This is a genomic window from Arthrobacter sp. UYEF3, from assembly GCF_040546245.1.
Taxonomy (GTDB): Bacteria; Actinomycetota; Actinomycetes; order Actinomycetales; family Micrococcaceae; genus Arthrobacter.
Map to the genome: position 1 here is coordinate 1 of NZ_JBEPNK010000033.1, position 13,382 is coordinate 13,382.

13 protein-coding genes are annotated in these 13,382 nt (G+C 68.6%); 4 read left to right on the forward strand and 9 right to left on the reverse strand.

Going from position 1 to position 13,382, the window contains the following annotated elements:
- Positions 1 to 667 precede the first annotated feature (667 nt).
- From ABIB14_RS16965 to ABIB14_RS16975, 3 genes are all read right to left on the reverse strand, one after another.
- The gene (locus tag ABIB14_RS16965; RefSeq protein WP_354237082.1) at positions 668 to 1,132 is read right to left on the reverse strand and encodes a hypothetical protein; all 465 of its coding nucleotides are present in this window, start codon (positions 1,130 to 1,132) and stop codon (positions 668 to 670) included.
- A 278-nt stretch (positions 1,133 to 1,410) separates the two neighbouring features.
- The gene (locus tag ABIB14_RS16970) at positions 1,411 to 1,614 is read right to left on the reverse strand and encodes a cold-shock protein (protein ID WP_024365339.1); all 204 of its coding nucleotides are present in this window, start codon (positions 1,612 to 1,614) and stop codon (positions 1,411 to 1,413) included.
- Positions 1,615 to 1,822: 208 nt separating this feature from the next.
- On the reverse strand, positions 1,823 to 3,703 hold the full coding sequence (locus tag ABIB14_RS16975) for a GAF domain-containing protein (RefSeq protein ID WP_354237083.1): 1,881 nt from the start codon (positions 3,701 to 3,703) through the stop codon (positions 1,823 to 1,825).
- Positions 3,704 to 3,933: 230 nt separating this feature from the next.
- Here ABIB14_RS16975 and ABIB14_RS16980 point away from each other — a divergent pair, with 230 nt between their 5' ends.
- From ABIB14_RS16980 to ABIB14_RS16990, 3 genes are all read left to right on the forward strand, one after another.
- The gene (locus ABIB14_RS16980) at positions 3,934 to 4,962 is read left to right on the forward strand and encodes an ATP-dependent 6-phosphofructokinase (RefSeq protein ID WP_354237084.1); all 1,029 of its coding nucleotides are present in this window, start codon (positions 3,934 to 3,936) and stop codon (positions 4,960 to 4,962) included.
- A 155-nt stretch (positions 4,963 to 5,117) separates the two neighbouring features.
- Positions 5,118 to 5,813, forward strand: a complete 696-nt coding sequence (locus ABIB14_RS16985) for a maleylpyruvate isomerase family mycothiol-dependent enzyme (protein WP_354237085.1) — start codon at positions 5,118 to 5,120, stop codon at positions 5,811 to 5,813.
- 85 nt (positions 5,814 to 5,898) lie between these two features.
- Entirely contained in the window at positions 5,899 to 6,600 is a 702-nt protein-coding gene (locus tag ABIB14_RS16990; RefSeq protein WP_354237086.1) for a hypothetical protein, read from the forward strand.
- Positions 6,601 to 6,710: 110 nt separating this feature from the next.
- Here ABIB14_RS16990 and dhaK read toward each other — a convergent pair whose 3' ends face one another.
- Genes dhaK through ABIB14_RS17010 form a run of 4 tightly spaced genes read right to left on the reverse strand, consistent with a single transcriptional unit; the run spans position 6,711 to position 10,151 of the window.
- On the reverse strand, positions 6,711 to 7,706 hold the full coding sequence (dhaK, locus tag ABIB14_RS16995) for a dihydroxyacetone kinase subunit DhaK (RefSeq protein ID WP_354237087.1): 996 nt from the start codon (positions 7,704 to 7,706) through the stop codon (positions 6,711 to 6,713).
- 53 nt (positions 7,707 to 7,759) lie between these two features.
- A complete protein-coding gene (gene dhaL, locus ABIB14_RS17000) occupies positions 7,760 to 8,398 on the reverse strand; it encodes a dihydroxyacetone kinase subunit DhaL (RefSeq protein ID WP_354237088.1) in 639 nt (212 codons plus the stop codon).
- A complete protein-coding gene (locus tag ABIB14_RS17005; protein WP_354237089.1) occupies positions 8,395 to 9,288 on the reverse strand; it encodes an HAD-IA family hydrolase in 894 nt (297 codons plus the stop codon). The genes dhaL and ABIB14_RS17005 overlap by 4 nt, the downstream gene beginning before the upstream one ends.
- On the reverse strand, positions 9,288 to 10,151 hold the full coding sequence (locus ABIB14_RS17010) for a class II fructose-bisphosphate aldolase (RefSeq protein WP_354237090.1): 864 nt from the start codon (positions 10,149 to 10,151) through the stop codon (positions 9,288 to 9,290). Before ABIB14_RS17010 ends, ABIB14_RS17005 begins: the two co-directional genes overlap by 1 nt.
- 162 nt (positions 10,152 to 10,313) lie before the next feature.
- Here ABIB14_RS17010 and ABIB14_RS17015 point away from each other — a divergent pair, with 162 nt between their 5' ends.
- A complete protein-coding gene (locus tag ABIB14_RS17015; RefSeq protein WP_354237091.1) occupies positions 10,314 to 10,733 on the forward strand; it encodes a GlcG/HbpS family heme-binding protein in 420 nt (139 codons plus the stop codon).
- An 85-nt stretch (positions 10,734 to 10,818) separates the two neighbouring features.
- Here ABIB14_RS17015 and ABIB14_RS17020 read toward each other — a convergent pair whose 3' ends face one another.
- Both ABIB14_RS17020 and ABIB14_RS17025 read right to left on the reverse strand, forming a co-directional pair.
- Positions 10,819 to 11,976 carry a DUF6226 family protein gene (locus tag ABIB14_RS17020; protein WP_354237092.1) on the reverse strand — a complete coding sequence of 386 codons (1,158 nt, stop codon included), beginning with the start codon at positions 11,974 to 11,976 and terminating at the stop codon, positions 10,819 to 10,821.
- Between the two features lie 78 nt (positions 11,977 to 12,054).
- Complete coding sequence (locus tag ABIB14_RS17025) at positions 12,055 to 13,242, reverse strand: acyltransferase family protein (protein WP_354237093.1); 1,188 nt, start codon at positions 13,240 to 13,242, stop codon at positions 12,055 to 12,057.
- Positions 13,243 to 13,382 lie beyond the last annotated feature (140 nt).

The following is a 13,382-nucleotide window of genomic DNA, read 5'->3' on the forward strand; positions in this document are numbered from 1 at the left end:
CCAGGCTGTTCAACAAGGGGGTCGGTCGCTATCTTTCCGCTTCAGCGGCGGCGACTCGAACTACTTTACACACCAAACCCACCCCGGACAAATCGACCCCCACACCCCTCCCCCACCCACAAAAAACCCCGCAAACACACCGAAACCAACCACCACAACGGTGCCGCAACGGCGTGGAAGCCGGCGTCGGGCTTCTATGGAGTGGGTCACATCCGCACCGCCCGGAGACACTCCGTCGACAACCAGCTGTGGAGGCGCCGCCGCCACCCGCCTGCTCCCGGCTACCGGTCACCCAGCCGCCGACCCAACTGACTAGCAGCAGGGCCGTTTTGAGCCTCGAAAACGGCCCCTGCTGCGAGTTACTTGGGTCCGGCGACGTACCGGGCGACAAACGGGGCCCTTCCCGGGATGCCCGGGAGGGGCCCACCCGTTTGCGCGGAAACGTCAACGGCTACCGGAACCACAACGCGGGCGGAAAAGCTCCGGTTCGCCGACGCGCGCGGTTCGCTCGGCAGGGAGATCGACAACCCGGTGCTGGCGGCCTGGATGGTGCGGCGACGGACCGGCTGAGGCGGCCGACCTGGGGCGCTTACGCTGCGCTATCACTTGTGGTTGTTCTGACGGCTCAGACCAGCCACAAGTGATAGCGCAACCGCACGCGGGGCTCTCACGCGTGTGCGGCATCCACGAAGGGGACCTGGCCGGCGTACTGCTGGTAGAGCTTGAACGCCTCGTCGACGTCGATGTGCCCGATGTCGAGCGAGACCGCAAGGCCCTCGAGCTGGGCATTGCAGGTTTCCGCGGCGCTGACCCGGTCCGCCACGGAGCGCGAGGTGGCGAAGTTGGTAGCCAGGGCCGCGGCGACGGAGAGCACCACGGCCAGCAGGCACAGCACCCGCCACACGATTGAGTCGTCGCCGAGCGAGAACAGCTTCGCCACGGCGTGGGTGAACCCGGTGCCGCCCACCGCCGGGCCGGCCGTGAGCACGGCGGCCAGTCCGCTGCCCACGATGCTGACGTTGGAGAGCCGGTTCCGCCGCGGACGTTCGCGGGCCAGGTAGGCGCGGACGGCCTGCTGCTTCTCGTCGATCCGAGTAGACAACAGTTGCCGGGCGTCCGGTGCTTCGCTCATTTTCGTTTGCCCGCTTCCTCCGACGACCCCTGCGGCCCCGCGCGGTGACGAACGCGGACAGGTTCAGGATGCTCCCGGCGGGGTGCGGTGTCCAGAGAGGGCGGTGTCCAGGGTGCGCGCTGCCCCAACTGACTCGCAGTTGCGGCCGTTTTGGCGCCTCAAAACGGCCCCTACTGCGAGTTACTTGGGCCTGCGAGACCCACCCGGGTTAAACAAAAGCAGGGCCCGTCCGAAGACGGGCCCTGCTCGAAACCTAACGGTCCCGAAGCTCTAGAAAATTAGAGCGCCTGGATGTTTACGGCCTGGGGACCCTTGGGGCCCTGCTCGGTTTCGAAGGAGACCTTCTGGTTCTCTTCGAGGGAGCGGAAGCCGGAAGAGGCGATCGCGGAGTAGTGTGCGAAGACGTCCTGTGAGGAGTCATCGGGGGAAATGAAGCCGAAGCCCTTTTCAGCGTTAAACCATTTGACGGTACCAGTAGCCATTATTTTTGTCCTTCGTGAAGGTGGAGGAAAAGTCCCGACTCTCGGGTCCTCCGGTGTGGGGTGCTCAAAACCGCTGCTTCAGAAGAACGCGGACTTTCGACCGCGCGTACTGCCTGAACTACGAACTGCATAAACACAACAACAGGATTAACCATACAGGAGTTTTGTGGGGCGAATTACCACGGGCCCCGGTCCCGCGGCTCGCGCCCTACCCCCAGGGGTGTGCCGGCGCGGTTTCTCCCCCGTTCATGCCGGCGAGCATGGTGCGATTCCGCGCGCCGGTCTTGCGCAGGATCGACCCAACATGTTTTTCGATGGTCTTCACGGAGATCCCGAGCTCACGGGCAATCTGCTTGTCCGCCATGCCGCGGACCACCATGTCGTGGACTTCTTTTTCGCGGGCAGTGAAGTCATCTGCCCCTGATTCGGACCCCGTGGCGGAGGAGCCCAGCAAGTGGTCGAAAATGTCGCCCTCTACGAGCGCCTGGCCCTGCCCGGCAGCGACGAGGACGCGGGCAATCGTATCCCCGCTGGCCCGCCGGTTGATAAAGCCGCGCACGCCGGCCTGCCGCGCCGAGCGGACCTGCTCCACGGTGGGGTTGTCCGTCAGCACCACGATCGCTACACCGGGGTCCAGCTCGCGGATCCCGGCCAGCACTCCGGTGGTGTTCTGGTGAACCATGTCCAGGTCCACCAGGAGAACGTCCGGACGCAGCAGCTCGAACGCGTCAAGCAGCTGCTCCGCGGACCTGACCTCTGCGGTCACCTGGATCGCCGGTTCGGCGATGCTGAGCAGCCGGACCAGGCCGGCGCTGATGACGGGGTGGTCGTTGGCGATCAGGATCTTCCATTGCGGCTGCCCGGGCGCCTCCGGCTCCGGTGCCCGGTCCGGCAGGGTGGCGCGGACCTTCGTGCCCCAACCCGGGGTGGTGTCGATGTGCAGCTCCCCGCCGAGGTGGATGGCCCGGGAGCTCATACCGTGCAGTCCCAGGCACCCCGCGGGCAAGGTCGCATGGTCACCGTGCGCGGCCGCGAGGTCAAAACCCTTCCCGTTGTCCTCGACGACGACGGCGAGCGTCCCGGCGTCGTAGATCAACCCGGCGCGCACCGTCGTCGCCCGCGCGTGGGTCACCACATTGTTAAGCGCTTCCTGGACGATCTTGAACGCGTGATGCGCGATCTCCGGCGCGAGCGGGCGTGCGTCCCCGATTACCGTCAGCTGGGTCCCGGCGCCGGACATGGACTCTACCCAGGCCAGTTCACCGGCGATCGCCTCGTCCAGGGTCCGGCCGGCGAGCGCCGCCGGTCCCATGCCAAGGACGGTCCGGCGCGTCTCGGTGAGGGCATCGTGGGCGATGGTCCGGGCCTTGCTCAGGTGCGGCGTCACCGGGTGCTCGCCACCGTCGAGCCGGCTGACTTTCTCCGCCTCGTCAAGGCTGAGCAGCAGGGTGGCCAAGGAGCGACCCACCGTTTCGTGCACGTCCCGGACGGCCCGTTCGCGTTCGGCGGCGACGGCCGTCTCGCGCTCCCGGATGGAAGCCGTGGCATGAAGTTCCGAGTTGGCCAGGGCGATGGCGGCGTGGCTGGCAAAGAGTTCGGCCAGCCGGGCCTCCTCGGGGGTGAACACCCGGCCCTGGTCCGGGCTAAAGACGATGAAGGCCCCGATGATCTGCTCGCCCCAACGGATCGGCACCCCGATCACGGCGCAGTTCCAGCGCGGGTCCGTCGCAGGGATGTGTCCGCGTTCGATGCTGCTGTAAGCATCCAGGATCACGGTGGAGCGACTGCGCACGATCTGCCCGGTGAACCCTTCCTGCAGCGAGAACGTCTGCCCTTCCTGGCAGCCGACGCCGATGTCCACCTTTTTGGTGTAGGTGCCGCTGGTTTCGTTGACGAGGGCGATCGAACCCGACTCGCAGCCCAGCAGGGACGTGGCGTGGCCCAGGATCCGGCCCAGCAGCGGCTGCAGCTCGAACCGGCCCGCGAGGTCCCGTGCCAAAGCGGCGACTGAATCCAGCTTGAGCTGGGCTCCCTCGACGTCGCGCAGGCTATGGACCAACAGCTCGAATTCCGGCTCTGCTTCTGTCACTGTTCGTCCTCCTTGACGAAACGCAGGCCGCACCTCAGGCCGGTCTGCTGAAGAGATGTACACCACCATATCCGGACGTTCGGACACCGTGTGCGGGAAAGTGTGCGGGATATCCCGTACGGGGCGGGTGGGGAACTCCTCATACCGCCGGCGCCGGCCCGATGGTTGGGTGGAAGGCAGGGGGAGAGAACCGGCAGCACAACGTAGCCGGCACAGCGGAGGGAACACTCATGGCCCGCATCGGGATCCTGACCAGCGGCGGCGACTGCCCCGGCCTCAACGCCGTCATCCGTTCGTGTGTGCTGCGCGGAATCCGCGTGCACGGGGACGAGTTTGTCGGTTTCACGGACGGCTGGCGCGGGCTCGTGGAGGGCAGCGCCATCAATCTGGACTGGATGAGCGTGCGCGGCATCGCGAACCTGGGCGGGACCATCCTCGGCACTTCGCGCTTCAGCCCGGTTGGTGAGGGCGGCGGTGTCGAACGGATCCAGGCGAACCTGCGGGCCGAAGGCGTGGACGCGCTGATTGTGATTGGCGGCGAGGGCACCATGGCTGCGGCGAAGATCCTCAGCGACGCGGGGATCCCCGTCGTTGGGGTTCCCAAAACCGTGGACAACGATCTGTCCGCGACCGACTTCTCCTTCGGCTTCCACACCGCCGTCGAAATCGCCACGGAAGCGATCGACCGGCTCAAGACCACCGGGCAGTCCCACCACCGCTGCATGATTGCCGAGGTGATGGGCCGGCATGCCGGGTGGATCGCGCTCTACGCCGGCATGGCCACCAGCGCCCACGCCATCCTGATCCCGGAGCAGACGGCCACCCTGGACGAAATCTGCGAGTGGGTGGAGGGGCCGTTCCGGCGCGGCCGGACCCCGCTGGTGGTGGTCGCCGAGGGCTTCGTCTCCGCCGACATGGCCGGGCCGCACGCCGACCGCGGCCTGGACGGCTTCAACCGGCCCCGGCTCGGCGGGATCGGCGAGCGTCTGGCCCCGGTGGTCGAGGACCGCACCGGCATCGAGACCCGTTCGACGACGCTGGGGCACATTCAGCGCGGCGGCGCCCCGAGCGCCACGGACCGGGTGCTGGCCACACGGCTGGGCCTCGCCGCCGTCGACGCCATCCATGACCGGGCCTGGGGGAAGATGGTCGCCACCCGCGCAGACGAGATCGTTCGGGTCGGCCTGGAGGAAGCGGTGGGCAGACTCAAGACGGTCCCGCAGCACCGTTACGACGAGGCAACGTACCTGTTCGGATAGGCGTTCAAAGCAGCACGGCGCCGGCGCCGGCGCAGCCGCCGGCCCCGGCCGGGCGGTACTTGTCAGGAGCCTCCCACAAGTTATAGCCGTCGTGGGCGCCGAAGGCGTACCGGAACCCGTGGAGGCGGGACGCCGCGGCCCGCTATGCTCGGGCCATGCCGCCTGATCGCTACCTCGCCGAGCTCGCCACCAGCCTCGACCGCCTCAGCCTGCTCGCCCGGCTGCCCGGCGACATCTTGATCCGTCCCGTGGCCACCTGTACGGACTGGACGCTTGAGGATCTGTTCGGCCACCTTGGTTCAATCGAACGCTGGGCGGCAGACGTGGTTCTCGCGGGCACCTTTGTGGAGCAACCCGCACCGCCGGCCACCGGCGCCGCCGACTGGTTCCTCGAAGGCACCGGGACCTTCCTCGAAGCGATGACCGCACTCGATCCCGAAAGCCCGTGCTGGAACTTCGGCCCGCCCCCGCGGACGGCCGGGTTCTGGCTTCGGCGCCAGGCCCACGAACATGCCATCCATCTCATCGACGCCTGCCTCGCGTCCGGTCAGGAGCCGCCCGCCCTCGCCGAGGACTTCATGCTCGACGGAATCGACGAGATTCTCACGATGCTCGCCCCGCGGCAGCTTCGGGTCGAGCGGATGCCGGACCCGCACGGGACGGTGAGCTTCCACGTTCCCGGGGCGGACAGCTGGACACTGGGCCAGGGGGCCGCCGCAGCCACGATCACGTCCCCGCTGCGGGAGATGTACCTGGGTCTCTGGGGCCGGACCGACCTCGCCGCCACCGCGGCAATCGAAGGCGACGCGGCCCTGGCGCGCCGCGTCCTGCAGGGCCCGCTCACGCCGTGAACGCCGACGGCTGTCTCCCGCGGTGGCGAGAAATGCTTTACTGGAAATCGTCATGGACTTGCGCCCGACTGCCGGAGGAGACCGTATGAACGAACCTTTTAGTGGTGCCGTCGGTTTGGCATTGTCCGCCGTCTTCAAGGCCCTCAAGACTCTGCGGCCGGACCGGCCGATTCACCCCACGGGCGTGGCGCTCACGGGGATCATCCAAAGGCACCCAGGGGCCACAAAAAGCGGGATCGCCTGGGTTGACTCCCCCGGCAGCAACGCGGTGAGCGCCCGGTTGTCGCGGTCGGTCGGCACGCCCCAGGGCTGGCCGGATATCCTCGGGCTGGCGCTTCGGGTGGCCACGGAAACAAGCCGGGCTGACGTGTTGCTGGCGTCCACAGGGCTGTCGTGGCCCGGTCGGTTACTGCTCACCGCCCACCGGCACGCCAGCAATTGCAAACTGACCTCGCTGATGCCCTACAAGGGGTCCTTGGGTCCGGTCCTGTTGGCAGCCCGCCCGGAAAAATCGGGAAAGTACCTGCCCGCTGCCCCGGACGCTTTCCGACGAACCCTGGGCACCTCCCCGTGGACCCTTGGGCTCTACCATGCCCGGCCCTCCGGGCGGTGGACGCGTTTCGGCACCTTGGTGCTGACCTTGGATCCCGGGACGGCGGATCTGCCCACCCGGTTCGACCCGTTGGAGCATTCGCTGCCCGGCGCCGGCACGTATGGATGGGCGCGCAGGCTACGGAAGCCTCATACGACGCCGCCCGCCAGCCGGCCGCCTAACTGCAGAGAATAGTAACTGCGGACAATAGTAGCTGCGGAGAGCCGTCTCCCAACGGCGGAGCCGGCCACCAACAGGTGACCGGCTCCGCCGTCGTGAAGGGCTCCAGGCGCCCCCGGGAGTGCCTAGAACACCCGGATTGGAATCTCGGCCGGGTCCATTAGCAGCGACTCGATTTCGTCGTCGAGCTTGACCAGGGTGATGGAGGCTCCGGCCATGTCCAGGGAGGTGCAGTACTCGCCCACGTAGCTGCGCCCGACGGTGATGCCCTGTTCGGCGAGGCGCTTGTGGGCCTGGCCGTAGAGCAGGTAAAGCTCGCTGATGGGGGTGCCGCCGAGGCCGTTGATCATGAGCGCCACCCGGTCCCCGTCGCTGAAGGGCAGATCGTGGACGATCGGGGTGAGCATCTCCTCGACGATCTCGTTGGCGGTCATCATCTTGGCGCGGCGGCGGCCGGGCTCGCCGTGGATGCCGACGCCGATCTCGATCTCGTCCTCACCGAGTTCAAACAGCGGGCTGCCCTTGGCCGGCGGTGTGCAGGCGGTCAGCGCGACGCCCATGCTGCGGGTTACGGAGTTGACCTTCTCGCCGACCCGGATGACTTCGTCCAGGTCCGCGCCGCGTTCGGCCGCGGCGGCGACGGCCTTGATGACGAAGAAGTTCCCGGCCACGCCGCGGCGGCCGATCGTGTAGGTGGAGTCCTCGACGGAGACGTCGTCGTTGATGAAGAGCGTCTTGACCTCGATGCCTTCGGCGGAGGACATTTCCTGGGCCATGTCGAAGACCATCTTGTCGCCGGTGTAGTTGTTCACCAGCAGCAGCACGCCCTTGGGCGAGGCCATCATCTTGGTGGTCTCGTAGACGTAGTCGAACGGCGGTGCGGCGAAGACATCGCCCGGGCAGGCGGCGTCGAGCATGCCCTTGCCCACGATCATGACGTGCGCGGGTTCGTGGCCGGAGCCGGAGCCCTGGACGATCGAGACCTTGTTCTGGTCCGGGCCGTCGGCGCGCATGATCAGGTTGTATTCGGGGACGTACTTGAGGGTGTCGGGGTTGGCGAGGGCGAGGCCTTCGAGCATCTCGGGGACGAACTGCTTGGGGTCATTGAGGAACTTTTTCATGAGATCTCCACGTCGTTGTGCTGGTCAGGTTGATGAAAAAAGACGGCCGAGGGCTAGCGCCGGTCCCAGCCCTCAATGATGTGTTCGATGATGATGGCGACCGCGACGGCGCCCGCGTCCGGGGAGCCGATGCTGCGTTCCCCGCTGTAGCTGGCCCGGCCGCGCCTGGCCTGGAGCGTGCTGGTGGCGTCCGCGCATTCGCGGACGGTCTTGGCGAACGCGGCACGGCATTCGGCGGGTCCGGCGCCGGCGGCGAGCTGGCGTTCCAGTTCGTCGGTGGCCGGGACCAGCGCGTCCAGCAGGGTCTTGTCCCCCAGGCTCGCGCCGCCCCGGGCCATGATGCCCTCGGCGGCGGCACGCAGCATGGCGACGGCCGCGGCGCCGTCGATCGTGTCCACCGCCTTGGCGGCGGCGGAGGCGCGCAGGAACGCGGTCCCCCACAGCGGGCCGGAGGTGCCGCCGATCCGGGAGGAGATCGCCAGGGCGATCTGCTGCAGGAAGGTGGCGACGTCGTCGCGCTTGAAGGAATCCCAGTCATGCAGGACCTTTTCGAAGCCGCGGGCCAGGGAGTAGCCGAGGTCCCCGTCGCCCACCACGGCGTCCAGGTCGCCGAACTCCTTTTCCTTGTCGACGGCGGTTTGCGCGAGGCTGTGGACGACGTACTCGACGTCGGCGAGATCGGTGGCGGTCATGGGGTCTCCGTCGGGGTCGAAGGGGCGGTTGGGTTGTCGGCGCCGGTGGCGGCACCGGTGGCGGCTCCGGTGCCGGGCCGTGGCCGGGCCAGGATCGCCTGCAGCGTCGCGAGGTTCACGGCGCCGGGGACGTCGACGCCGGCCGGGTTGGCGAGGACCTCGGCGGTCCCGCCCGGCTCCCCGGAGCCGGGCTCCCCGGAGTTGGGCTCCCCGGATTTGGGTTCCCCCAGCGAGCTGACCACGAGCGAGGCGCCGGTGAAGTCCTCCTCGCGGGTGTAGCCGCTGACGGTGACCAGGGTGCGCAGTCCCGCGCCGAGCGCGGCGCGCAGGCCGTTGGCGCTGTCCTCGACCACTATTGCCTCGTCCGGGTCCAGGTTCAGCTCCTTGAGCGCGAAGAGGTAGATGTCCGGGGCGGGCTTCTTCTTTGGCACCACGTCGCCGGCGAACACCGCGAAGTGCCCGGCCAACGATTCGCCGACGGCGTGCGTGAGGACGGCGCGCACGGCGGGTTCCGCTGAGGTGGAGGCCACCGCGAGGGTCCAGCCGGCGTCGTACGCTTCCTGGACGATCCGGGCGATGCCGGGCCGGGCGGGCATCACACCGGCTTCCACGAGCTCCTTGTAGACGGCGGTCTTGCGCTGGTGCCAGGCCCGGACGGCCTGGTCCACGGCTGCGTCGTCCTTCAGACCCAGGCTGTCGGCGAGGTCGGGGGTGAGGATGCTGCGCATCCGTTCCTTGCCGCCGCCGATCTTCACCTTGTCCGCGTACTCCGCCGCGCTCCACTGCACGGGAACGTTGAAGTCGGCGAAGGTCTGGTTGAAGGCCGGCAGGTGGCCGTGCTGTTCGGTGTCCGCGAGCACGCCGTCGCAGTCAAAGATAAGCGCCGGCATCAGCGGCCGCCCTTGCCGGCGCTGCCGAACTGCCCGGTCAGCTCCGTCACCATGGCCACGATGTCCGCGCGGGTGTGCTTGAACAACGACGGCGGGTCCCACTTGTTGTTCTGCTCGGCCTGCTTGAGGAAGGCCAGGGAGGACTGCATGTAAGTCTCCTTGAGCGCGGTGGAAATGTTGACCTTCGCGCAGCCCCGGGCGATCAGGTCCGCGAACTGCTCCGGGCTCAGACCGGAGCCGCCGTGCAGGGCGATAGGGATGTTGCGGGCCTCGACGATTTCGGTGACGCGGCCGACGTCGAGCACGGGAGCGGCCTTGTAGGAGCCGTGCGCGTTGCCGATCGAGGGGGCGAAGACGTCGATCCCGGTGGCGTCGATGAAGTTCAGGGCGGTGTCCAGGCTTTGCTGCTGGGCGACGTCGTCGGAGCCGTGGTCATCCTCGACGCCGGTGATCGCCTCGATCTCGCCTTCCACCTGGGCGCCGTACCGGCGTGCCTCGGCGACCACCTCGATGGTCTGGCGCTGGTTCTCTTCCACGGGGAGGTTGGAGGCGTCAAAGAGCACGGAGTTCCAGCCGGCCTTGAGGCATTCGGTGACGACGTCCCGGTCCGGGCAGTGGTCCAGGTGCAGGGTCACCGGGACGTGGATGCCGCTAGTCAGGGACTGCCACATGTCGAACAGCTGGCGGGAGCCGATGCTGCGGACCGTTTTGACCGAGGTCTGCAGGATGACCGGGGAGTTCGCCTCTTCGGCGGCGGCGAGGACCGCTTCCATGGTCAGGTCGTTGAAAATGTTGATGGCCGGCACGCCGTAGCGGGCTGCAAAGGCCGGATCGACTATGTCCTTCAGGGGCACTACACCCATGGAAACCTCCTAGGTTGGCTACCTGCCACGCTAGGGGAGCTTCTCCGTCTCGGGTACGGGGGGAAACCCGCATGCCGGCTTGGGGGTCATCCCCACCTGTCGTGTGACCCGCGCCTCGTGTTTGAGTTGGCCCACTATCCCCCAGCGAAAAGGATTAGAGCCATGGCCGACGGAACCGTCCTGGAAACCATCACCCTCGAAGAAGCGCAGCGCGTCATTGCCGCCGCCGCGAAGAAAGCTACCGAGATCGGCCAGCCGATGGACGTTGCCGTCGTCGACGCCGGCGGGAACCTGAAGGCCCACGCCCGGATGGACGGGGCGAACATCGGTTCCATCACCATCGCGATCAACAAGGCCTACACCTCGATCGCGTTCCAGTGTGAGACCGGGCACCTGCAGGAAGCCACCCGCCCACACGGCCCGATTTACGGCCTGAATGACGCCCACGGCGGGCGCCTGGTGGTGTTCCCCGGCGGCATTCCGCTGGTCCGTGACGGGAAGATCATGGGCGCGATTGGGGTGTCGACGGGGACCATCGAGCAGGACCAGGAGGTTGCCACGGCCGGGGCGGGGGCGTACTGACACCCACCCGCGCTGTGACCCGCAGCCCCGGGCAGCCAAAACCCGATCCTGGGACGCTTCGCCCGCACGGCACCGGCGTTCGGCGTCAGCCGCGGCGCGGCGGCCAGGGAGCCCAGCCGCCGGTCAGGTTCCGCAGCCGGAGCTCCGCGTCCGCCAGGCGGGAGGCGTCCAGGGTGCCGGGTTCGCCCCGGCCGCTTTCCGCACCGGAGCCGTCGACGGCGGTCAGCGCGTACTCGCTCCAGCGGCGCCGGCCCACCGGGTAGCGTTCGCTGTAGCCGCCGGCTGCGACCGCGAGCACCAATTGTTCCAGCCGGTCAGCGGTTGACCCGGCGGTTTCGTCGCACGCATCGCAGCCGCAGGCCGGGAACGGGAAGTCGTGCAGCACCCCGGCGTGCACCATGACGCCCGGATAGCCGGTCAGCACAAGCGTCAGGGGCGCCGCCACCGCACTCCGTGGCGTGACCCGCACCGCCCGCCGGACGTCCGAGGCTTCCCGCAGCAGCTCCCCGGCATGGGCCGGCTTCTCGTCGATGTCGACGTCGTACTCGGCGGCGAGGTATCCGACCAGGGCCTGGGCGACGGCGTGCAGCCCGGCGAAACGCTCGGGGTGGCTCTCGACGCCGTAGGACGCGGGATCCGGGCCGTCGGCACCCCAGCGCCGGCCGTAGTGGAGGGCCTCCCCCGCGGCGGAGTGGTACGTCGACGCCGGCAGCGGCGGGCGGAGGTAGCGGGAAGCGCCGGCCGGCGGGGGTACCGGGACCGGGCGCGGGGCCGGTCCCGGGTCGGGTTCCTCCTGGGCCCAGTCCGACAGCTTGGACAGGAGGCCGCTCACGGCTTCATCGTCGGCGCTGGCCAGCGCCGCGAGCAGCCGGTCGGGTTCGAACCCCGCCTCCCGGTTTCCCACCGTGGGCGGGGCACTTTCGTAGGCAGTCCAGCACCCGTCGGGCCTGAGCGCGGCGATGGTGTTCCCGGCAAAGATAGCGGCCGCGGCCCGGAGGCCGCCGTCGTTCTCCAGCTCGGCGCCGGACGCCCGAAGGAACCGGATCAGCCGGCCGGGGTCCGCGGCCAGCTCCTCGGCCCGCTCACCGCGGCCGGCGCTGAATTCAACAAAGGGCGCATAGCCGCCCAGATGCCGGACCGGGACGGGCGGGCCGGTGTCCGGCCGGTACAGGGCAGTGCCGCGCGCCATCGGCGTCGGCAGTCCGGTGGGCGGCCCCTCGAAGTAGTCCTCTGCAGTCCCCATAGCGCGATCCTAGCCCGCGGTTCAGTGAGGGTGAGCTGGCTGCTGCAGACTCCCAACGGCGGCCGGCTCCCGAGTCCGCTACCGGCGGCCCGCCCCCGCGTCCGCCAGCTCCCGGACGGGCTGAAGCTCCGGGCGCTCAACCCGGACACCCCGGCCGAACCGGCGCTCCACGGCGCGTCCGGCGGCGATCGAGAGCCGCTGGGAGGGCCGTTCCACGTAGCGGTGGAACAGCGCGGCGGCCACGAAGGAGGCGGCCACGGACACGGCGAGCGCCAGCGGCAGCGAGACGGACCGGAGCAAGGTGACGCCGGCCAGGATGATCGGCAGGTGCACCAGGTAGAGGCTGAAGGAGACCCGGCCCAGCCATTGCGCGGCGGCGGTGTCTCCGAGCTTCTTCGCCGAGCCGCACAGCAGGAACACCAGGACGATCAGCGTCGCACCGACGGTAACGAGTGCCTCGACCCCGAGGACCGGCCGGTCTCGGCTGAACCATTCCGCGTTGGCCAGCACCAGCCCGGCGGCGGCCACCGGGAGCCAGACCAGCCGCGGCCAGGACCGGGTCAGCTCGCGGATCCGGTCGCGCTCGACGCCGATGATCGCGCCGATGGCGAAGATCGGCAGGTAGGTCAGCCAGTCCACGTGCTGCACACCGCCCAGCACGGCCAGGGCCAGGGCGACGCCGAGTTTCAGGTGCCAGAGCCGCCGCCAGCGGAGGGCGACGAAGACGTAGGCCGGGAGCAGGAGGGAGAACGCGACCTCCCACTTGAGGGTCCACAGCGGGGTGTTGATGGTGCTGGCGTTCAGCAGGAGCAGGCCGTCCTTGGCCACCTGGGCCACGCTCGGCTGGATCACGTACATGTCCGCCCAGGGGCTCTGCTGCGGCGAGACAGTACGGGGAATGAGCGCGATCAGCGCGACCGCCACGGCCAGCGAGGCCCAGGCCGGCACATAAAGTCGGAGCAGCCGCTTGGCGTAGTACGGCGCCCAGCGGGTCACCGCCGCCGCCCGGGTGAACGGCAGGATCAGGACGAAGCCGGAGAGCACAAAGAAGACGTGGACCGCAGGGGTGCCGTTCCACAGCAGATGCAGCGGGGAGAACACCGCCCACATCTCCGCGCTACTGAGTCCGGCGGACCGGTCGCTGGAGACCACTCGCCCGATTTCCGGGAGGGTGGAGATCGCATGGCAGGCGACGACGATTAACGCGGCGATCCCGCGCAAGCCGTCCAACTGCGTGACTCGTGCTTGTCTAGACTGATTCGGCATCCGTCCCATGTTACCAGTTCGTTACATTTGGAGGATCGGCTCCCGCACGCCTGCCCGGGCAAGTACGACGCCGGCACCGGCGCTGTAACGCCGCCTGTACCCCATGCGGTCCTGGGCATATCCTGCAGGAAGACCAGTCC

Excerpts from the sequence above, each read along its gene's own strand:
- dhaK (WP_354237087.1), bottom strand. The coding sequence starts at position 7,706 with ATGAAAAAGTTCCTCAATGACCCCAAGCAGTTCGTCCCCGAGATGCTC.
- ABIB14_RS17020 (WP_354237092.1), bottom strand. The coding sequence starts at position 11,976 with ATGGGGACTGCAGAGGACTACTTCGAGGGGCCGCCCACCGGACTGCCG.
- ABIB14_RS16970 (WP_024365339.1), bottom strand. The coding sequence starts at position 1,614 with ATGGCTACTGGTACCGTCAAATGGTTTAACGCTGAAAAGGGCTTCGGC.
- ABIB14_RS16990 (WP_354237086.1), top strand. The coding sequence starts at position 5,899 with ATGAACGAACCTTTTAGTGGTGCCGTCGGTTTGGCATTGTCCGCCGTC.
- dhaL (WP_354237088.1), bottom strand. The coding sequence starts at position 8,398 with ATGACCGCCACCGATCTCGCCGACGTCGAGTACGTCGTCCACAGCCTC.
- ABIB14_RS17010 (WP_354237090.1), bottom strand. The coding sequence starts at position 10,151 with ATGGGTGTAGTGCCCCTGAAGGACATAGTCGATCCGGCCTTTGCAGCC.
- ABIB14_RS17025 (WP_354237093.1), bottom strand. The coding sequence starts at position 13,242 with ATGCCGAATCAGTCTAGACAAGCACGAGTCACGCAGTTGGACGGCTTG.
- ABIB14_RS16965 (WP_354237082.1), bottom strand. The coding sequence starts at position 1,132 with ATGAGCGAAGCACCGGACGCCCGGCAACTGTTGTCTACTCGGATCGAC.
- ABIB14_RS16980 (WP_354237084.1), top strand. The coding sequence starts at position 3,934 with ATGGCCCGCATCGGGATCCTGACCAGCGGCGGCGACTGCCCCGGCCTC.
- ABIB14_RS16985 (WP_354237085.1), top strand. The coding sequence starts at position 5,118 with ATGCCGCCTGATCGCTACCTCGCCGAGCTCGCCACCAGCCTCGACCGC.
- ABIB14_RS17015 (WP_354237091.1), top strand. The coding sequence starts at position 10,314 with ATGGCCGACGGAACCGTCCTGGAAACCATCACCCTCGAAGAAGCGCAG.
- ABIB14_RS17005 (WP_354237089.1), bottom strand. The coding sequence starts at position 9,288 with ATGCCGGCGCTTATCTTTGACTGCGACGGCGTGCTCGCGGACACCGAA.